Here is a 19,924-nt window from a genome sequence, read left to right as displayed (position 1 = left end):
AGCTGGCGCTCGTGGCCGTCGCCACGGCAACCGAAGTTCATGCGCAGAACACCGATGCGCCTGTGGCCGGCGTCCGGAGCGCATATGCCGGCACGCAGACAACGGCCCATGACGACGTGGCCGCCGCCGGCCGGTCCTGCGCGGAGAGGCAGCCATGGGATTCATGACACCGGATCTCCCCGACGTTGACCGGGAGACGTGGCGCACCCTGCCACGGGCCGCCCGGCTGCAAGTGGTGACCCGCCACTGGGTGGAACACGGTTTCGGCACGCCCTCGGTAGCGTACCTGGTGTACGTGATCAAGATCGCGGTGTACGTTGCTGCGCCCGCCGCGATCATCTCGTTGACACCGGGCCTGGGCGGACTCGGTCAGATCGGCCACTGGTGGACGCAGCCGATCGTGTACCAGAAGGTCGTCGTCTTCACGCTGCTGTTCGAGGTGCTGGGTCTGGGCTGTGGTTCCGGCCCGCTGACCGGCCGGTTCTGGCCACCGATCGGCGGGTTTCTTTATTGGTTGCGGCCCAACACGATTCGTCTGCCACCGTGGCCGGGCAAGGTGCCGTTCACCAGCGGGGACACCCGCACTGTCGTCGACGTCGTGCTCTATGCGATCGTGGTGGTCTCGGGGGCGTGGGCCTTGGTGTCACCCGGATACGGTGGCCCGGTCACCGGTAGCGGTGACGTGGGGCTGATCAACCCGGCCCGGGTGGCGCCGGTCATCGTCGCGCTGGCTGTGCTGGGTCTGCGCGACAAAACGATCTTTTTGGCCGCCCGCGCCGAACACTACTGGCTGAAACTGTTCGTGTTCTTCTTCCCGTTCACCGACCAGATCGCGGCGTTCAAGATCATCATGCTGGCGCTGTGGTGGGGAGCCGCGACCTCCAAGCTCAACCACCACTTCCCCTACGTGGTAGCAGCGATGATCAGCAACAATGCGCTGCTGCGCAGCAGGATATTCGACCGGTTCAAGCACATGCTGTACCGCGACCCCCTCAACGACCTGCGCCCATCCTGGCTGCCCACCTTCCTGGCGCATGTCGGCGGTACCACAGCGGAATTCCTGGTCCCGGGGCTGCTGGTGTTCGTCGCCGACGGTCAAGCGTGGTCGTGGCCGCTCATCGGTTTCATGGTGCTGTTCCACCTCAACATCATTTCCAACTTCCCGATGGGAGTTCCGTTGGAGTGGAACGTTTTTTTCATCTTTTCGCTGTTCTACCTGTTCGGCCACTACGGCAGCATCCACGCCACCGATCTGCAGTCACCGCTGCTACTGGCTATCCTGGTGTTCGCGCTGGCCGTGGTGCCGATCGTGGGAAACATTTTCCCCCAACAGGTTTCATTTCTTCCGGCGATGCGCTACTACGCCGGCAACTGGGCCACCAGCGTGTGGTGTTTCCGCGCGAACGCCGAGGACACAATCGAGGCCAACGTCGTCAAGAGCTCTGCGCTGACCGTCAAACAACTGGCCAGGCTTTACGATCCGGCGACCGCTGAGATGACCACCGACATGGGCGCCGCGTTTCGGTCCATGCACACCCACGGCCGGGCGCTCAACGGGTTGTTGCCGCGCGCTGTGGAAAACGAAACCTGCTACAGCGTGCGGGAGGGCGAACTGGTGGCCGGGTCACTTGTCGGCTGGAACTTCGGCGAAGGTCACTTGCACAACGAGCAGCTTCTCGCGGCGGTGCAGCGGCGCTGCCATTTCGGCGAGGGCGATGTTCGCATCATCGTCGTGGAGGGTCAGCCGATCCATACGCAACGGCAGTGGTATCGCATTGTCGACGCCAAGACCGGCCTGATCGAACAAGGCTATGTCAAGGTCGCCGACATGCTGAGTCGCCAGCCCTGGCCCGAACCCGGGGACCAGTTCCCGGTCTACCTCACAGCCCATCACACCCGCACCGCGCCACGATGACCACCGCGGTCGTCGTCGGCGCCGGGCCCAACGGCCTGGCTGCCGCAATTCACCTGGCGCGCAATGGTATCGACGTCCACGTGCTGGAGGCCCGCGACACGGCGGGCGGGGGTGCACGCTCGGGTGAGCTGATGGTCCCCGGTGTCATCCACGACCACTGCTCGGCATTTCACCCGATGGGGGTGGGCTCTCCGCTGTGGCAGCAGATCGGCCTGGACCGCTATGGACTGCGCTGGAAATGGCCGGAGGTCGACTGCGCGCACCCGCTCGACGACGGCAGCGCCGGCGTGCTGTATCAGTCCATCGATGACACCGCCGCGGGCCTTGGCCGCGACGGGCCGCGGTGGCGGCACGTGCTGGGTGACCTGGTGGCCGGTTTCGACGACCTGGCCCAGGATCTGCTGCGGCCGGTGCTGCATATTCCGCGTCACCCGATCCGGCTGGCCACATTCGGGCCGCGGGCGGTGCTGCCGGCCACGGTGCTGGCCCGCTGGTTTCGCACCGAACAGGCTCGCGCGTTATTCGCCGGCACGGCCGCGCACATCTACACCCGGTTGGACCGGCCGCTGACCTCAGCGCTGGGGTTGGTGATGTTGGCCAGTGGCCACCGGTATGGGTGGCCGGTGGCCGAAGGCGGCTCCGGGTCGATCGTGGACGCCCTGGTCGCTGCGCTGCGCGAGCGCGGCGGCACGATCACCACCGGTGTCCGTATCACCGACCGCCATGACATTCCGGCTGCTGACCTGGTGATGCTCGACCTGAGCCCGGCCGCGGTGTGCGAGCTCTACGGCGATCTCCTGCCCCCCCGGATCAGGCGCTCCTTTCAGCGCTATCGGCAAGGCTCCTCGGCGTTCAAGGTCGACTTCGCGATCGAGGGTGATATCCCGTGGACCAATCCGGCGTGTGCGCGTGCGGGCACGGTCCATCTCGGCGGCAGCGTCGCCGAGATCGCGGACAGCGAACGCCAGCGCGCCCAGGGACGTATGCCGCAGCGGCCCTTCGTGCTCGTCGGGCAGCAGTATCTGGCTGACCGGTCGCGCTCGGCCGGCCCGATCAATCCGATCTGGGCGTACGCCCACGTGCCGTTCGGTTACACCGGTGACGCCACCGCCGCCGTCATCGACCAGATCGAGCGGTTCGCGCCCGGATTCCGTGAGCGCATCACCGCGACGGTCAGCACGTCGACCGCCGAACTGGCGGCCTACAACCCCAACTTCATCGGCGGTGACATCATCGGCGGCGCCAACGACCGTTTGCAGGTTCTGTTCCGCCCCCGCATCGCCCGTGACCCCTATTTCACTGGGGTGCCCGGTGTCTACCTGTGCTCGCAATCCACCCCGCCCGGCGGCGGCATCCACGGCCTGTGCGGCTACCACGCGGCCGAATCGGCGCTGCGCCGGCTGCGTGCGCACTAGGAACTGGGCACGAAGGTGGTGCTCTCAATGTTCCGGATAGCCGGCAGGTTCCCACAGGTGCCGCATGGTGCGGGATCCGGGTGTGCCGATGTGGCGCGTCACCCGGGTTGGCCGGTGAAGTCGTGGCCGGGGTGTGACTGATGTCGCACCGGGACCGGCGACGGGCCCGCGGCCGCGAGCGCATCGTGGTGGTCGCCCCATTAGGCTGACGGGCGGATCACACCAGCGGACTAAGGAGACAGACGTGACGGTCCGAGTGGGCATCAACGGCTTCGGCCGGATCGGACGCAACTTCTATCGGGCGCTGCTGGCGCAGCAGGCCCAGGGTGCGGGCACCGACATCCAGGTGGTGGCCGTCAACGACATCACCGATAACGCCACCCTGGCGCATCTGCTCAAATTCGACTCGATTCTGGGGCGGCTGCCCTGCGACGTCGGCCTGGACGGCGAGGACACCATCGTCGTGGGCACCGCCAAGATCAAGGCTCTTGAAGTCCGTGAAGGCCCGGCAGCTATGCCGTGGGCTGACCTGGGTGTCGATGTGGTCGTCGAATCCACCGGGCTTTTCACCCACGCCGCCAAGGCTCGAGGCCACCTGCAGGCGGGCGCGAAGAAAGTCATCATTTCCGCGCCGGCCACCGACCCGGACATCACCATCTGTCTGGGCGTCAACGACGACAAGTACGACGGCAGCCAAAACGTCATCTCCAACGCCTCGTGCACGACCAACTGCCTGGCGCCGCTGGCCAAGGTGCTCAACGACGAGTTCGGCATCGTCAAGGGTCTGATGACAACGATTCACGCCTACACCCAGGACCAGAACCTGCAGGACGGTCCGCACAAGGATCTGCGCCGCGCCCGGGCCGCCGCGCTGAACATCGTGCCGACCTCCACCGGGGCGGCCAAGGCGATCGGACTGGTGTTACCCGAGCTCAACGGCAAACTCGACGGGTACGCGCTGCGGGTTCCGGTGCCCACCGGCTCGGTCACCGACCTGACCGCCGAGTTGTCCAGGCCGGCCGGCGTCGACGAGGTCAACGCCGCGTTCAGGGCGGCCGCCGAGGGTGCGCTCAAGGGCATCCTCAAGTACTACGACGCGCCAATTGTCTCCTCCGATATCGTCACCGATCCCCACAGCTCGATCTTCGACGCCGGCCTGACCAAGGTGATCGACAACCAAACCAAGGTGGTGTCCTGGTACGACAACGAGTGGGGCTACTCCAACCGCCTGGTCGACCTGGTCGCCCTGGTGGGCAAGTCACTCTAGCCGTGAGCATCAAAACGCTGGACGATCTTCTCGCCGAGGGAGTTTCGGGTCGAGGAGTGCTGGTGCGCTGCGATCTCAATGTTCCGTTAGCCGAGGACGGCACGGTCACCGACGCGGGCCGTATCACGGCTTCGGTGCCGACGCTGCGGGCGCTGCTCGACGCGGGCGCCAAGGTCGTGGTGGCCGCTCACCTGGGCCGGCCCGACAGCGGGCCCGATCCCAAGCTGTCGCTGGCGCCGGTCGCGACGGTGCTGGGGCAGCAGCTGGGTGGGGATATCCAGCTGTCCCGCGACGTCACCGGTCCCGACGCCCGGGCGCGGGCACAGCAGTTGGCCGGCGGGAAAGCCCTCCTGTTGGAGAACGTCCGCTTCGATCCGCGTGAAACCAGCAAAAAAGACGCCGAACGCTTGGCATTAGCCACGCAGCTGGCCGAACTCGTCGGGGACAAAGGCGCTTTCGTCTCCGACGGGTTCGGTGTCGTGCACCGCAAACAGGCCTCGGTCTACGATGTGGCAACCTTGCTGCCCTCCTATGCGGGCAAGCTGGTAGCCGCCGAGACTCGTGTGCTGCAACGCTTGACCAAATCACAGCAGCGTCCGTACGCGGTGGTCCTGGGCGGATCGAAGGTGTCCGACAAGCTGGGCGTGATCGAATCGCTGGCGACCCAAGCTGACAGCATCGTGATCGGCGGTGGTATGTGCTTCACATTTCTTGCAGCGCAGGGTTTCTCAGTAGGTAAATCGCTGCTGGAGGCGGATATGATCGACACCTGCCAGAGGTTGCTCGACGCGTACTGCGATGTGCTGCGGCTGCCTGTCGATTTCGCGGTGGCCGGGACTTTCGCACCCGATGCTCCATCGGAAATAGCCGCAGCAGAACAGATTCCAGCAGACAAGATGGGCCTGGACATCGGGCCGGGATCAGTCCAGCGTTTCGCCGCGCTGCTGTCCAACGCCAAAACCATCTTCTGGAACGGCCCGATGGGGGTGTTCGAGTTCCCGGCGTTCGCCGCGGGTACCCGAGGCGTCGCCGAGGCGATCGTGACGGCCACCGCCAAAGGCGCGTTCAGCGTGGTCGGCGGCGGCGACTCGGCCGCTGCGGTGCGCACACTGGGCCTGCCCGAAGACGGCTTTTCGCACATTTCCACCGGCGGCGGCGCGTCACTGGAATACCTTGAGGGCAAAGCGCTCCCCGGCCTCGAGGTGCTGAACACCTGACGCGAAGGATGCTGATGAGCCGTAAACCGCTGATCGCGGGCAACTGGAAGATGAACCTCAACCACTTCGAAGCGATCGCGCTGGTGCAGAAGATCGCGTTCGCACTACCGGACAAGTACTACGACAAGGTCGACGCCGCGGTGCTCCCGCCGTTCACCGACCTGCGCAGCGTGCAGACTTTGGTCGACGGTGACAAACTGCGACTGACCTATGGGGCCCAGGACCTTTCGCCGCACGACGCCGGTGCTTACACCGGTGACATCAGCGGCGCTTTCCTCGCCAAGCTGGGGTGCACGTACGTCGTCGTCGGCCACTCCGAGCGGCGCACCTACCACGCCGAGGATGACGCGCTGGTGGCGGCCAAGGCCGCTGCAGCACTGCGGCACGGACTGACCCCGATCGTGTGTATCGGTGAGCATCTCGAGGTCCGCGAGGCCGGGGATCATGTGGCCCACAACATCGGGCAACTGCGCGGATCGCTGGCAGGGCTCTCGGCAGAGCAGATCGGAGGCGTGGTCATCGCCTACGAGCCGGTCTGGGCCATCGGCACCGGGCGGGTGGCCGGCGCCGCCGATGCCCAAGAGGTGTGCGCGGCGATCCGCACGGAGCTGGGTGCGCTGGCGTCACCGCAGGTTGCCGGGGGGGTGCGGGTGCTGTACGGGGGCTCGGTGAACGCGAAGAATATCGGCGACATCATCGCGGCAGACGACGTCGACGGGGCGCTGGTCGGGGGGGCGTCGCTGGACGGGGAGCAGTTCGCCACCATGTGCGCCATCGCCGCCGGCGGGCCGCTGCCGTGACCGGATGCTGATACCGCTAGGGTAGCTGATATGGAGTTGGCCCTGCAGATCATCCTGGTCATCACCAGCGTGCTCGTGGTGCTGCTGGTGCTGCTGCACCGCGCCAAGGGCGGGGGCTTGTCGACACTGTTCGGCGGCGGTGTGCAGTCCGCGCTGTCGGGGTCGACGGTCGTGGAAAAAAATCTCGACCGGTTAACACTGTTCATCACCGGGATCTGGCTGGTGGCCATTATCGGCATGGCGCTGCTGATCAAATACCGCTGAGAAATACCCGGCACCATAACAGGTTTCGTCGGCTTATCGGCACGGCGGCGGTGGCCGTGAGCTTAACGCGCGGCCCGGTTGCGCAGAGCGCTGAGCACACCGCGCACCGCCTGTTCGGTCGCCGAAAGGGGCGCGGTCACCGCCTCGGCCAGATCGACGATGTGCTCGACTCGCCCAACGATGACCTCCATCCGGTCGACCACAGCGCTGAGCCTCGGCGCCAGTTCGTCAAGTTTGCCCAGGGTGGTGTTGAGATGTCCCAGGCTGTCTTCGAAGGTGTCCAACGCACCGTTAAGGCCTGACAGCGACGTGGTCATGTCGGCGAGCACCGCGTCCAACTGCTGCACCGTGAGATCGGCATTCAACGCGGCCTGCGCCAGTGTCCTGAGCCGCTGGCGCTCCGAGCCGGCGCGGGCGGTTTTGTCGGCCATGACCGCCATTATGACCGTCGCGGGAACCGCCGAAACGTGCTTTACCATCTCACCGGTGTGCGGCGACGACACTGCAACCGAAGCTGGCGGCGATACCGTGCGCACAGCGCCGCGGGAACATCCGAGGTCACGCGGCGGCTCGATGAGTACACCACCGGATATGCCGACGCGCGTGTCGAGCGGGGCCGCGGCTCTGAGCGGGCCGCACCTCCGGTGCCGCGTCCTCGCCGCCGGGCTTAAGCCAGCCGCCGCTGGCCGGGGAGTTTGGCCGCTGCCGCGCTGTCCAGCAGCCAGAGGGTCTTCTCGCGGCCGACCGCCCCGGCGGCCGGCACCGCCACCGGATCAGCGCCGGCGACTGCGGCGGCCACCGCCTCGGCCTTCTCGGCTCCCGACACCAGCATCCAGACCTCGCGGGAGCGCCGGATCGCGGGCAGTGTCAGGGTGAGTCGTCGCGGCGGTGGTTTGGGAGAGTCGTCGACCCCCACCACCATGCGGCTGCCCTCATGCACCGCCGCGCTGTGGGGGAACAATGAATTGACATGTCCCTCCGGCCCGACGCCGAGCAGATGGACGTCGAAGTTCGGTGCCGGATCGCCCGGCTCGGCGTTGGCCGCCAGCACCTGTTCGTAAGCCAGTGCCGCCGCCTCCAGATCATTGCCGAATTCGCCGTCACTGGCGGGCATCGCATGGACGTTGCGGGCCGGGATGGCGATACGATCCAGTAAGGCAACACGGGCCTGCTTATCGTTGCGCTCGGCGTCGTTTTCGGGAACGTAGCGTTCGTCACCCCAGAACAGGTGTATGTGTGACCAGTCGAGCTGCTGGGCGTGGTCACCGAGGCGGCGCAGCAGCGCGGTGCCGTTCCCGCCCCCGGTCAGCACGATCAGCGCACGTCCTCTGGCCGCCATCGCGGCTTCAATGACGCCCACCAGTCGTTGAGCTGCGGCCGCGACGAGAGCTTCGCTGTCGGGATAGATTTCGGTGATCGTGCTCATATGTACTGCACCTTGTTGATGCCGCCGAGCGCAGCGAAGTAGATGTCATCAGGGTCCAGGCGCCGCAGATCCTCGGCGAGGCACTCGCGAGTTTCCCTGCGCGGCAAGGGAACCAAGGCATCGGGTCGGCCTGTCCGGCTTAATGTGGCCGTCACCCCGTCCTGGGGTCTGCTCAACGTCACCGTCTCGGTGCAGCGCACCAGCTCGACTTTGAGCTCACCGACGGCGCGTCGCACCGGCCCGTCGATCCGGCTGGCCAGCCAGCCGGCCAGGATGTCAAGTGCTGGCTCGGTCTTGAGGCCGGACACCAGTGCCGAGGTGATCGGCTCGTACGGTGGCTGGTCGACCGTCGCAGTGAGCAACGCCCGCCAGTGAGTGATCCGGCTCCACGCCAGGTCCGTGTCGCCGGGGGTGTAGCCCGACAACCGGCTTTTGATCGCAGACAATGGGTCCTCGCTGTTCGTCGCGTCCGTAATGCGGCGAATCGCCAACTTCCCCAGCGGGTCTTGAGCCGGTACCGGGGGAGCAGTGTCGGGCCACCACGCCACTATCGGGGTGTCGGGCAACATAAACGGCATGACCACGCTGTCGGCGTGCATGGAAAGCGGGCCGGAAAGCCGCAGCACCACAACCTCTCCGGCGCCGGTGTCACCGCCGGTGCGTAACTGTGCGTCAAGTCGCGCCTCAGCGCCCCCCGAAGCCTCGGTCATCACGACGATTATCCGGCTGGGATGCTCGTGGCTTGCGAAATTGGCTGCGTCGATGGACTCGTCCAACCGGGCATCGCTGTCCGGCGCGATGATGAGCGTCATCACCCGGCCCCTGGTGACTGCGCCGACCCGCCGGCGTAACTCGTTCAGCTTGTCGTTGATTGCGGTGGTGCTGGTGTCCAGCATGTCGACGATCATCTGCGCCGCTTCTCCTCATCGCCTCGTTCTGCATCGCCGCCGGCGCGGATCACGGCCGCCGCCATTCCCGGCCGGCGCGGCGAAGCATCTCCAACGACGACGCGGGACCCCAGGTGCCGGCCTCGTAGGGATCGGGTTTCCCATGCGCAGCCCAGTTCTCAAGGACGGGATCGAGGATCTCCCAAGCTAATTCAACTTCCGCGTTGACCGGAAACAGGGACGGCTCACCGAGCAGCACATCGAGGATGAGCCGTTCGTAGGCCTCCGGCGAATCCTCAGCGAACGCCGAGCCGTAGGAGAAGTCCATATTGACGTCACGGACTTCCATAGCGGTGCCGGGAACTTTGGACCCGAACCGCAGCGTGATCCCCTCATCAGGCTGCACCCGGATAACCAGTGCGTTAGTACCCAGCTCGCCGGTCATGGTTTCGTCGAACGGCAGATGCGGCGCACGTTTGAACACCAGTGCGATCTCGGTCACCCGGCGCGCCAGCCGCTTGCCCGTCCGCAGATAAAACGGCACACCGGCCCACCGACGGGTGTCGACTTCCAGTGTGATGGCGGCGAACGTCTCGGTGATCGAATCTTTAGCGAACCCTTCCTCGTCGAGCAACCCGATTACTTTCTGCCCGCCCTGCCAACCGGCCGTGTACTGCCCACGACTGGTGGTTTGGTCCAACGGCTGAGCGAGCCGAGTCGCCGAGAGCACTTTGATTTTCTCGGCCTGTAACTGCGAGGGCTGGAAGCTGACTGGCTCTTCCATGGCCGTCAACGCCAGCAGCTGCATGAGGTGGTTCTGGATCACGTCGCGGGCTGCGCCGATGCCGTCGTAGTAGCCGGCCCGGCCCCCGAGTCCGATATCTTCGGCCATGGTGATCTGCACGTGATCGACGTAATTCGCGTTCCAGATCGGGTCGAAGAGCTGGTTGGCGAACCTCAGCGCCAGGATGTTCTGCACCGTCTCCTTACCCAGATAGTGGTCGATACGGAACACCGACTCCTCGGGAAAGACCGCATTGACCACCTGGTTCAGTGCGCGTGCGCTGCGCTGGTCATGACCGAACGGTTTCTCGATGACCACCCGGCTCCACCGCCCGTCTTGCGGGCAGGCCAGCCCGGACTTCTGCAGCTGTTGACACGCCAGCGGGAAGAGCTTCGGGGGGATGGCCAGGTAGAAGGCATGGTTGCCGCGAGTGCCGCGCTCGGCTTCGAGTTTGTCCAGGGTTTCGGCGAGGCGGGCGAACGCCGCGTCGTCGTCGAACGTCCCCGGCACGAAACGAAACCCCTCCGCCAGCCGGTCCCATGTCACCTGCCGAAACGGGGTACGGCTGTGGTCTTTCACAGCCTGGTAGACGACCTGCCCGAAATCCTCGTGGTCCCAGTCCCTGCGGGCAAACCCCACCAGGGCGAAACGCGGGTGCAGCAGACCGCGGTTGGCCAGGTCGTAGATGGCGGGCATCAGCTTTTTGCGGGCAAGGTCGCCGGTGACGCCGAAAATCACCATGCCGCACGGACCGGCGATCCTGGGCAGCCGCTTGTCTCGCTTGTCCCGCAGCGGGTTACGCCACTGATCAGCAGCAGTCGCTGCGCGGCCCCGGATGCTCTCAGAGCTCATTTGGTGGCGGAGCTCAGCTGAGCCTGGGTTTCCCGCAACAGTTCGTTCCAGGACGCAACGAACTTCTGCACGCCGTCATCCTCTAAGACCGCGAACACGTCGCTCAGGTCGATGCCGATCGCCGCCAGCTTGTCGAACACCTGCTGTGCCGCCGGGGCGGTGCCGCTGACCGTGTCACCCTTGATGACACCGTGGTCGGCAACAGCGTTGATTGTCTGCTCCGGCATGGTGTTCACGGTGTTGGGAGCGACGAGTTCGGTGACATACATGGTGTCGGGGTAAGCGGGGTTTTTCACCCCGGTCGATGCCCACAGCGGCCGTTGCACGCGGGCACCGTCGGCTTTGAGCGCTTGATAGCGTTCGCCGCTGAACACCTCCTGGTAGGCTGCATACGCCAGGCGCGCATTGGCGATACCGGCCTGGCCGCGCAACGCGAGTGCTTCTTCCGAGCCGATCTTCTCCAGCCGGTTGTCGACTTCGGTGTCCACCCGGGAGACGAAAAACGATGCCACCGAATGGATTTTCGACACGTCGTGTCCGGCTTCGCGGGCACGTTCCAGCCCGGTCAGGTACGCGTCCATAACCTCGCGGTGCCGCTCGACAGAGAAGATCAGCGTCACATTGACCGAAACCCCTTGCGCCAGCGCCGTGGTGATGGCCGGCAGACCGGCCTTGGTGGCCGGGATCTTGATGAACAAATTGGGGCGGTCGACCATCTTCCACAGCATGACCGCCTGCTCGACGGTCTTGTCGGTCTCGTTGGCCAGCCGCGGGTCGACTTCCAGCGACACCCGGCCGTCGACACCGCCGGTCGCCTGATATACCGATGCCATCACGTCACAGGCGGCGCGCACGTCGTCGGTCACGATAGTGCGCACCGCCGTGTCGACATCGACACCGCGAGTAGCCAGTTCAGCGATCTGGTCGGCATAGACATCCCCGTGCGAGAGCGCCTTCTGGAAGATGGTCGGGTTGCTGGTGATCCCGACGACGCATTTGGTGTCGATGAGTTCCTGCAGATTTCCGGATGTGATCCGGTCACGGGAAAGGTCGTCCAGCCACACGGACACGCCTGCGGCACTCAGAGCGGCGAGGTTGGGGTTCTGAGCCGGTGAGGTCATCTGCGTTGCCCTTCTTCTCGAGATTTCCGGTGCTGGTTTCTTCAGTTATCCAGTGCCCGCTCGGCCGCGGCGACAACGGCTTGCGGAGTGAAACCGAACTCGCGGAACAAGGTTTTGTAGTCCGCTGATTCGCCGTAGCGTTCGATCGACACGATCTGCCCGGTGTCGCCCACCCACCTGTGCCAGCATTGCGCGATACCGGCCTCGACGGCGACCCGGGCCGACACCGCGGGCGGTAGCACGCTGTCCTGATAGTCGTAGGGTTGGGCCTCGAACCATTCCACGCACGGCATCGAGACCACTCGCGCGGTAATACCCTTGTCCGCCAAAAGTTTTTTAGCCTCGACACACAACTGAAGCTCTGAGCCGGTGCCGATCAGCACGACGTCGGGCTGCTCGTCGCCGGCGCCGCCGAGCACGTAACCGCCCCGGGCGACACCGTCGGCGCTGGTGCCCTCCAGGACCGGAACACCTTGGCGGGTCAGGATCAGCCCGGTCGGACCGGCGACCCGGCTTCCCTGCCCGACGCCGGCACCTCGGGCCAGGATGGTACGCCAGGCGTAGGCGGTTTCGTTGGCGTCGGCGGGACGTACCACCGACAAATGCGGGATGGCGCGCAACGCCGCCAGGTGCTCGATCGGCTGGTGCGTCGGCCCGTCCTCGCCCAATCCGATCGAGTCGTGTGTCCACACGTAGATGGTGTCGATCTGCATCAACGCGGCCAGCCGCACCGCGGGCCGCATATAGTCGGAAAACGTCAGGAACGTGCCGCCGTAGGCACGGGTGGGCCCGTGCAGCACGATGCCGGACAGAATCGCGCCCATCGCGTGCTCCCGGATCCCGAAATGCAGAGTGCGCCCATACCAGTCCGCGGTGAACTCCTTGGTAGAGATCGACGGCGGCCCAAAGGATTTCACACCCTTGATGGTGGTGTTATTACTGCCGGCCAGGTCGGCCGAACCGCCCCACAACTCGGGCAGTTTCGGGCCCAGGGCCGCCAGCACCTCCCCGGACGCCTTGCGGGTGGCGACGTGCCCCGAACCCGGCTCCCACTGCGGCAGCTCGGCATCCCAGCCGTCCGGCAGCTGTTGCGCCAGCAACCGGTCCAATAACGCCTTGCGCTCCGGTTCGCGTTGCGCCCATGCGTCGAACTCGGGCTGCCACCGTTGGTGCGCCTGCCTGCCGCGGTCCACCAGCTTGCGGGTGTGCGCCAGCACCTCGTCGCTGACCTGGAAACTTTTGTCCGGATCGAACCCGAGGACCTTTTTGACCGCGGCCACCTCGTCCTCGCCGAGCGCGGCGCCGTGAGCTTTGCCGGTGTTCATCAGGTGTGGCGCGGGATAGCCGATGACGGTGCGCACCGAGATGAACGAGGGCCGATCGGTCACCGCCTTGGCTTCGGCGATGGCAGCCAAGATCCCGACCACATTCTCGCCGCCCTCCACCTCCTGCACATGCCAGCCGTAGGCCCGGTAGCGGGCCGCGGTGTCCTCGCACAGCGCGATCGTGGTGTCATCTTCGATGGAGATCTGGTTGTGGTCGTAGAACACGATGAGGTTGCCCAGCTGTTGCACCGCGGCCAGCGACGACGCTTCCGACGTCACACCCTCCTCGATGTCGCCGTCGGAGGCGATCACATAGATGTAGTGGTCGAACGGGCTTGTTCCCGGAGGGGCGTCCGGGTCAAACAGGCCACGTTCATAGCGCGACGCCATCGCCATGCCCACCGCCGACGCCAAGCCCTGCCCGAGCGGGCCGGTGGTGATCTCCACACCGGGCGTGTGCCGGTACTCGGGATGTCCCGGGGTTTTGGATCCCCAGGTGCGATAGGCCTCGATATCAGACAGTTCCAGACCGAAGCCGCCCAGGTAGAGCTGAATATAGAGGGTGAGGCTGCTGTGCCCGCAGGACAGCACGAAGCGGTCGCGGCCGATCCAGGCGGGGTCGCTGGGGTCGTGACGCATCACCCGCTGAAATAACGTGTAGGCCAGCGGAGCCAGACTCATCGCCGTACCCGGGTGACCATTGCCCACCTTCTGGACCGCGTCGGCGGCCAGCACCCGGATAGTGTCCACCGCGGCCGAGTCGATGTCGGTCCAGTCATCGGGGTACCGGGGCCGGGTTAGCGCAGAAAAGTCTTCCACCGTCGTCATCAACGTCATCCTCAAGTCGACTCACTGGTTCCCGCCTAACACTAGTGCGGGCTTGCTGCGAGCTGCAGGCTGCCATCTGGGCGTACCCGCTCGACCAGTGACGAAAACCACGGGCGAAAACCACGGGTAGGCCACGGCGCCGTGGCCTCACCGCAGATGAGCCCCGGCAGGCGACCCTGCGGTTCGGCGGCCAGCGCCCGGCCGTCTACCATCGTCTGTAGTAGAAGCCGCGCGCTGGTGCGACCCGAGGAGTACCCGAGGAGTAATTGCGTGAGCGTTCGCGGGCACGTCGCGCTGAACCGGCGCTGGGGCACGGCGCTGGCCTACCTGGCGCTGACCAAGCCCCGGGTCATTGAACTGCTGCTGGTCACCGCGATACCAGCGATGCTGCTCGCCCACCGCGGCACTGTTCACCCGCTGGTGATCCTCAACACCCTCATCGGCGGAATGCTGGCAGCGGCGGGAGCCAACACGCTCAACTGCGTGGCCGACGCCGATATCGACAAGGTCATGACGCGGACTGCCCGGCGGCCGCTGGCACGGGCGGCGGTGCCGATGACAAACGCCCTGGTGTTCGGGCTGACGTTGAGTGTCGCCTCGTTTTTCTGGCTGTGGTGGACGACCAACCTGTTGTCGGGGCTGCTGGCGGTCGCCACCATCGCGTTCTATGTCTTCGTCTACACGCTGTTGCTGAAGCGGCGCACGTGGCAAAACGTGGTGTGGGGCGGGGCGGCCGGGTGCATGCCGGTGATGATCGGCTGGTCGGCGGTCACCGGAACCATCGGCTGGCCGGCGCTGGTGATGTTCGCGATCATCTTCTTTTGGACGCCCCCGCACACCTGGGCATTGGCCATGCGCTACAAGGACGACTACAAGGCGGCCGGTGTGCCGATGCTGCCGGCCGTCGCCACCGAACGCCGGGTCGTGCGGCACATCGTGGTCTACACCTGGCTGACGGTGCTGGCGACACTGGTGCTGGCGCTGGCCGCCGGCTGGCTGTACGCGGCGGTCGCCGTGCTGGCGGGGACGTGGTTTGTGACCATGGCGCACCAGCTGTATGCCGGGGTACGCCGCGGCGCGCCGATCCAGCCGCTGCGGCTGTTTTTGCAGTCGAATAACTACCTCGCGGTGGTGTTCTGCGCGTTGGCGCTGGACTCTGCGATCGCATTGCCGACCCTGGTGTGAGCCTGCTCCGGCCCGCGTCGGCAAGGGCGGGCCGCTCCCACCGGGATACGCGAGGATGCAGACTGTGATATGTGGATTGCGATGTCGCGCGTGAGGCCCTTTCCGCGCGGCTGGACGGTGAGCGCGAGCCGGTGCCGCCGGCCCGCGTCGATGAGCATCTGGCGTCGTGCCCGCACTGCCGGGCGTGGTTTGCCGATGTCCGTGACCAGTCCCTTGTGCTTCGCCGCATGACCGGCAGGCCGAAACTGGCCCCCGCCGTACCCGACACGTCATTGCCGCGGCGGGCTGAGCGCGCGATGACATGGCGACTGCGGTATTGGGCCCGCGCCGCGCTGGCGTTCGCCGGTCTCGTCCACATCATGCTGGCCATTGCGCAAAGCGCCGGTGTCGACTTCGGTATGGTGGCCGGCCGCCACGGTACGATGACCGGCGCGCATCTGCTCAACGAATCCACTGCCTGGTCATTCGCTGTCGGCGCGGGCATGCTTGTCGCGGCGGCCTGGCCGCGGGCGGCGCCCGGCCTGTCGTGCGTGCTGGCGGTTTTCGCCGTGGTCTTGGTCGGCTACGTCATCAGCGACGACCTTTCCGGCCAGGTCACCACCGTTCGCGTGCTGAGCCATCTTCCGGTGTGGGCCGCAACGGTATTGGCGTTTTTGGTGTGGTTTTTCGACAGCCCCGACCGGGTGCCCGGGCGGGCCCGGGCTGACGAGGAAGGCGGTATCACCCTGCCGGACCGGGCTGCTCGGGGCCGGCGGCGAGGACATCTGCGGCCGACCGACGATTCGGCGGCGTGATCGGCTGCGCACTACGGCGCGGCGGATGCGTCGACGACACGCAGCCCGAGGCTGTCAAGCCGCCGCAACAGGTTTCGCCGCTGGCGTGATGTTTGCGGGCGCTGGCTGCGATGCGCACCGTGTCATGCGGCAGCGATCGAGAGATCGATCGAGAGATTATGCGGCTCTTCGCAGTTGAGGGTGTAGAGGTGGTCGGCGCGTCGCTGCCGGGATAGGGGTCGAGGTCTTCTGATGATGGGAGTTTCCATACTGCCTATCAGAAGACCTCGACGTGCCTGACGCTACCTTCGCTTGCCCCGATCTGACCATGTTCTGCCGCCTTGATGAGCTCGGGCTGGAGGTGACCGGCCAACGCCTGCAGGCTGATCGGGCGGTGCTGGCGTGCCGGATCGTCGATGACGACTCGTGGTGTCGCCGCTGCGGGGAACAGGGCACCCCGCGACACCGTCACTCGGGAATTGGCGCATGAGCCGTTCGGGTGGCGGCCGACGACCTTGCTGGTCACCGTGCGCCGTTACCGGTGTGCCGGCTGTGCGCATGTGTGGCGCCAAGACAGCAGTGCTGCGGCCGAGCCGCGGGCCAAGCTGTCGCGACGGGCTCTGCGTTGGGCCTTGGAAGCCCTGGTGTGTCAACACCTGAGCGTGGCACGAGTCGCTGAAGGCCTCGGGTGTCGTGGAACACCGCCAACAGCGCGGTGCTGGCCGAAGGCCGGCGCGTGCTCATCGACGATCCCGGCCGGTTCGACGGTGTGCGCGTCATCGGCGTCGACGAGCACGTGTGGCGCCACACCCGCAAAGGCGACAAGCACGTCACGGTGATCATCGATCTGACCGCGGTGCGCGACGGAACCGGTCCTGCTCGGCTGCTCGACATGGTCGAAGGACGCTCCAAACAGGCCTTCAAGACCTGGCTAGCTGAGCGGCCCAAATCCTGGCGTGACGGCGTGCAAGTCGTTGCGATGGACGGATTCACCGGGTTCAAGACCGCCACCAGCGACGAACTGCCCGAAGCGGTCGCGGTGATGGACCCTTCCATGTGGTCCGGCTCGCCGGTGACGCCCTCGATGAGTGCCGACGCCGCGTCCAGCTGGACACCTGCGGGCACCGTGGCCGCAAAACCGATCCGCTCTACGCCTGCCGGCACACCCTACACACCGGCGCCGACCTGCTCACCGACAAACAGAAGATCCGGCTGCACGCCCTGTTCGCCGCCGACGCCCATGTCGAGGTTGAAGCCACCTGGACGATCTATCAGCGCACCGTCGCTGCCTACCGCGAACCCAACCGGGCCAAGGGCCGCGCGATGATGCAGGCCGTGATCGACACCCTCAGCCGTGGCGTCCCCAAAGCCCTGCGCGAGCTCATCACACTGGGCCGCACGTTGAAGAAACGGGCCGGCGACATCCTGGCCTACTTCGACCGGCCTGGAACCAGCAACGGCCCAACCGAAGCCATCAACGGCCGACTCGAACACCTGCGCGGCTCCGCCCTCGGATTTCGCAACCTCACCAACTACATCGCCCGATCACTACTAGAAACCGGCGGATTCAGACCCCAACTACACCCTCAATCATGAAGAGCCGATTATGCGCACGAATGGCGGTGTTCGCGACCACCCTGACGTAACCGAAGACTATTGGACACCACGAAGAACGACGACAACGCCATCGCGGCGCCCGCAATGAGCGGATTCAGCAGACCCGCGGCGGCGATCGGAATCGCGGCGATGTTGTAGCCGAACGCCCAGAACATATTCACCCAGATGGTGCGGACGGTCGCGTGGGCCAAGTCGAGAGCCTGTGGGACCAACTCCAGGCTGTCGCGAACCAGGATCACATCGGCCGCGCCGAGGGCGACATCGGCGCCGCGGCCAATGGCAAGTCCCAGATCTGCGCACGCCAGCGCCGGTCCGTCATTAATGCCGTCGCCGACCATGGCGACGACATGGCCACGGTCGCGGAGCTGTTCGACGATGTCGACTTTGCCCTCCGGGCGCAGTTCGGCAATCACTTCGCCGATACCCACCTGCTCAGCGATCGCCTGCCCGGTAGCGGCGTTGTCACCGGTCAACAGGATCGTGCGCAGGCCGCGGCGGCGCAGCGCCGTCACCGCGGGCGCGGCGGACTCCTTCACCACGTCGGCAAGCGTGATCGCACCGCACACCTGATTGTCCACCGCGACGAAAACCACGGTCTCCCCGCGGGATTCGTGGGCACGCCGCGCTGCCACCAGGGTTGCGTCAACAGCACCGGGCCGAGCCACCCACGCCGGTCGTCCTACTGTGACGCAGCGGCCGCTCACCGTTGCCACGGCACCGCACCCCGGGACAGCGTGGAAGTCTTCAGCCGGCGGTGCCGGCCGATCGCTGGCAGCCACGATGGCCACCCCGACGGGGTGTTCTGAAGCGGCCTCCACCGCTGACGCCAGGGCGAGCACCTCAGCGCCCTCCCAGCCCGGCGCGGCGGTGACCGAGGTCAGGGTGAGACGGCCGACCGTCAGGGTGCCGGTTTTGTCGAAGGCGACGGTGTCGATGCGGCGGGTGGCTTCCAGCGCGCGATGGCCCTTGAGGAAGATGCCCAGCTGCGCGCCCCGTCCGCAGGCCACCAGCAACGCGGTGGGCGTCGCCAGGCCCAAGGCGCACGGGCAGGCGATCACCAGAACGGACAGCGCGGCAGACACCGCGTGCTCGGGACTGCCGGCGACAAGCAGCCACACCGCCGCCGTCAGCACCGAAATGACCAGCACTCCGGGCACGAAAACCCCGGCGACACAGTCGGCGAGGCGCTGCGCATTGGCCTTGCCGGCCTGGGCCTCGTGCACCACGCGCAGCATGGCGGCGACGTGGGTGTCGGCACCGACGGCGCCCGCCTCGACCACCAGGCGCCCGTTGAGCGCGACCGTACCGCCGATGACGCTGGCGCCGGGGCGGGCATACACCGGACGGGTTTCGCCGGTCAGCGGGCTCATGTCGATCGCCGACTCGCCCTCGACCACCAGGCCGTCGGCGGCGATCCGCTCGCCCGGACGCACCACAAATTTCTGTTGCTCTTTGAGTTCGCCGGCCGGTAACAGCATCTCGGTGCCGTCGGATAGCAGCACCGACACCTCTTTGGCACTCAGCGCCGCCAGGGCCCGCAATGCCCCGCCGGCCGTCGATCCGGCACGCGCCTCGACGTATCTGCCGGCGAGCACGAAAACCGTCACGCCGGCGGCCACCTCCAGGTAGCCGGAGTGGGCACCCGTGATCGCCGGCCAGATACCCGCGGGGGCACGTATGTGGTGATGAACGACGATCGTGGACAGCGACCACACGCTGGCGGCGGTGATCCCGGTGGAGATCAAGGTCTCCATGCTGGTGTTGCCGTGACGCAGGTTCGCGGCGGCCACCCGGTGAAACGGCCATGCCGCCCAGGTGACGATCGGCGCGGCGAGCACGACGAGCGACCATTGCCATCCGGTGAAGCGGGTGCCGGGCGCCATCGCGAACAGCACTGACAGCGCGGCCAGCGGCACAAACAACACCACGGCGATGACAAGCCGGCGCAGCAGGTCGCGGGCGCGCGCGGTATGCGGATCGTCGGCTGAAGCCAGCAGCGGCCGCCGCGGCCGCGCCCGATAGCCGCTTTGGTGTACGACCTCATACAGCGCGTCAGCGCTGACGCTGCCCAGGACATCGATGGTGGCGATCCCGGTCGCGACGTTCACCGATGCCCGCACACCATCAACCTTGTTGAGCCGGCGTTCCACCCGGTCGGCGCATCCGGCGCAGGTCATTCCGAAGATCTCCAGTTCGATGCGCTGTACCTGCGGGCTGTCCGGGTCGTGCGCGAGGGCGGTGGTCATGC

Annotated in this window: 15 protein-coding genes and 1 pseudogene; 9 read left to right on the top strand and 7 right to left on the bottom strand. The window is 66.3% G+C overall.

Annotation, left to right across the window (positions count from 1 at the left end):
- The first annotated feature begins 154 nt into the window (after positions 1-154).
- From G6N08_RS17065 to secG, 6 genes are all read left to right on the top strand, one after another.
- Positions 155-1,915 carry a DUF3556 domain-containing protein gene (locus G6N08_RS17065; protein WP_163759199.1) on the top strand — a complete coding sequence of 587 codons (1,761 nt, stop codon included), beginning with the start codon at positions 155-157 and terminating at the stop codon, positions 1,913-1,915.
- Entirely contained in the window at positions 1,912-3,330 is a 1,419-nt protein-coding gene (locus tag G6N08_RS17060; RefSeq protein ID WP_163759197.1) for a phytoene desaturase family protein, read from the top strand. The genes G6N08_RS17065 and G6N08_RS17060 overlap by 4 nt, the downstream gene beginning before the upstream one ends.
- A 244-nt stretch (positions 3,331-3,574) precedes the next feature.
- Complete coding sequence (gene gap / locus G6N08_RS17055) at positions 3,575-4,597, top strand: type I glyceraldehyde-3-phosphate dehydrogenase (RefSeq protein ID WP_163759195.1); 1,023 nt, start codon at positions 3,575-3,577, stop codon at positions 4,595-4,597.
- A gap of 2 nt (positions 4,598-4,599) precedes the next feature.
- Positions 4,600-5,814 carry a phosphoglycerate kinase gene (locus tag G6N08_RS17050; RefSeq protein ID WP_163759193.1) on the top strand — a complete coding sequence of 405 codons (1,215 nt, stop codon included), beginning with the start codon at positions 4,600-4,602 and terminating at the stop codon, positions 5,812-5,814.
- Between the two features lie 14 nt (positions 5,815-5,828).
- A complete protein-coding gene (gene tpiA / locus G6N08_RS17045) occupies positions 5,829-6,614 on the top strand; it encodes a triose-phosphate isomerase (protein WP_163759191.1) in 786 nt (261 codons plus the stop codon).
- 30 nt (positions 6,615-6,644) lie between these two features.
- Entirely contained in the window at positions 6,645-6,878 is a 234-nt protein-coding gene (gene secG, locus G6N08_RS17040; RefSeq protein WP_163759189.1) for a preprotein translocase subunit SecG, read from the top strand.
- A 62-nt stretch (positions 6,879-6,940) separates the two neighbouring features.
- Here the strand turns inward: secG and G6N08_RS17035 are convergent, their stop codons facing one another.
- The 6 genes from G6N08_RS17035 to tkt form a co-directional block, all read right to left on the bottom strand.
- Positions 6,941-7,318, bottom strand: coding sequence for an ATPase (locus G6N08_RS17035; RefSeq protein ID WP_163760804.1), 378 nt, complete (start codon positions 7,316-7,318; stop codon positions 6,941-6,943).
- A gap of 227 nt (positions 7,319-7,545) precedes the next feature.
- The gene (gene pgl / locus G6N08_RS17030; RefSeq protein WP_163759187.1) at positions 7,546-8,304 is read right to left on the bottom strand and encodes a 6-phosphogluconolactonase; all 759 of its coding nucleotides are present in this window, start codon (positions 8,302-8,304) and stop codon (positions 7,546-7,548) included.
- Positions 8,301-9,212, bottom strand: a complete 912-nt coding sequence (gene opcA / locus G6N08_RS17025; protein WP_163759185.1) for a glucose-6-phosphate dehydrogenase assembly protein OpcA — start codon at positions 9,210-9,212, stop codon at positions 8,301-8,303. The genes pgl and opcA overlap by 4 nt, the downstream gene beginning before the upstream one ends.
- Positions 9,213-9,261: 49 nt before the next feature.
- Positions 9,262-10,827: a glucose-6-phosphate dehydrogenase gene (gene zwf, locus G6N08_RS17020; RefSeq protein ID WP_163759184.1), complete on the bottom strand. Its 1,566-nt coding sequence runs from the start codon at positions 10,825-10,827 to the stop codon at positions 9,262-9,264.
- Positions 10,824-11,948: a transaldolase gene (gene tal, locus G6N08_RS17015; RefSeq protein ID WP_163759182.1), complete on the bottom strand. Its 1,125-nt coding sequence runs from the start codon at positions 11,946-11,948 to the stop codon at positions 10,824-10,826. Before tal ends, zwf begins: the two co-directional genes overlap by 4 nt.
- A 41-nt stretch (positions 11,949-11,989) precedes the next feature.
- Positions 11,990-14,101 (bottom strand): transketolase, encoded by a 2,112-nt coding sequence (tkt, locus tag G6N08_RS17010; RefSeq protein WP_163759180.1) that lies wholly within the window; start codon positions 14,099-14,101, stop codon positions 11,990-11,992.
- A 270-nt stretch (positions 14,102-14,371) separates the two neighbouring features.
- Here tkt and G6N08_RS17005 point away from each other — a divergent pair, with 270 nt between their 5' ends.
- The 3 genes and pseudogenes from G6N08_RS17005 to G6N08_RS16995 all read left to right on the top strand — a co-directional run bounded on the left by G6N08_RS17005 (position 14,372) and on the right by G6N08_RS16995 (position 17,655).
- On the top strand, positions 14,372-15,286 hold the full coding sequence (locus G6N08_RS17005) for a heme o synthase (protein WP_163759178.1): 915 nt from the start codon (positions 14,372-14,374) through the stop codon (positions 15,284-15,286).
- A 71-nt stretch (positions 15,287-15,357) separates the two neighbouring features.
- Positions 15,358-16,080 (top strand): DUF2275 domain-containing protein, encoded by a 723-nt coding sequence (locus G6N08_RS17000; protein WP_163759176.1) that lies wholly within the window; start codon positions 15,358-15,360, stop codon positions 16,078-16,080.
- A 271-nt stretch (positions 16,081-16,351) separates the two neighbouring features.
- Positions 16,352-17,655 (top strand): annotated as a pseudogene (locus G6N08_RS16995) (ISL3 family transposase).
- Between the two features lie 8 nt (positions 17,656-17,663).
- Here the strand turns inward: G6N08_RS16995 and G6N08_RS16990 are convergent.
- On the bottom strand, positions 17,664-19,922 hold the full coding sequence (locus G6N08_RS16990; RefSeq protein WP_163759174.1) for a heavy metal translocating P-type ATPase: 2,259 nt from the start codon (positions 19,920-19,922) through the stop codon (positions 17,664-17,666).
- Positions 19,923-19,924: the final 2 nt, after the last annotated feature.

Origin of the sequence: Mycobacterium botniense (assembly GCF_010723305.1) — a bacterium.
Lineage (GTDB): Bacteria > Actinomycetota > Actinomycetes > Mycobacteriales > Mycobacteriaceae > Mycobacterium > Mycobacterium botniense.
Note: the sequence above shows the minus strand (reverse complement) of the source record. Positions and strands in the feature narration are given on the sequence as shown.

Bases quoted from the DNA above. Each gene is read 5' to 3' on its own strand.
- G6N08_RS17065 (WP_163759199.1), top strand. From the start codon at position 155: ATGGGATTCATGACACCGGATCTCCCCGACGTTGACCGGGAGACGTGG.
- G6N08_RS17060 (WP_163759197.1), top strand. From the start codon at position 1,912: ATGACCACCGCGGTCGTCGTCGGCGCCGGGCCCAACGGCCTGGCTGCC.
- tpiA (WP_163759191.1), top strand. From the start codon at position 5,829: ATGAGCCGTAAACCGCTGATCGCGGGCAACTGGAAGATGAACCTCAAC.
- secG (WP_163759189.1), top strand. From the start codon at position 6,645: ATGGAGTTGGCCCTGCAGATCATCCTGGTCATCACCAGCGTGCTCGTG.
- G6N08_RS17035 (WP_163760804.1), bottom strand. From the start codon at position 7,318: ATGGCGGTCATGGCCGACAAAACCGCCCGCGCCGGCTCGGAGCGCCAG.
- pgl (WP_163759187.1), bottom strand. From the start codon at position 8,304: ATGAGCACGATCACCGAAATCTATCCCGACAGCGAAGCTCTCGTCGCG.
- opcA (WP_163759185.1), bottom strand. From the start codon at position 9,212: ATGATCGTCGACATGCTGGACACCAGCACCACCGCAATCAACGACAAG.
- zwf (WP_163759184.1), bottom strand. From the start codon at position 10,827: ATGAGCTCTGAGAGCATCCGGGGCCGCGCAGCGACTGCTGCTGATCAG.
- tal (WP_163759182.1), bottom strand. From the start codon at position 11,948: ATGACCTCACCGGCTCAGAACCCCAACCTCGCCGCTCTGAGTGCCGCA.
- tkt (WP_163759180.1), bottom strand. From the start codon at position 14,101: ATGACGACGGTGGAAGACTTTTCTGCGCTAACCCGGCCCCGGTACCCC.
- G6N08_RS16990 (WP_163759174.1), bottom strand. From the start codon at position 19,922: ATGACCACCGCCCTCGCGCACGACCCGGACAGCCCGCAGGTACAGCGC.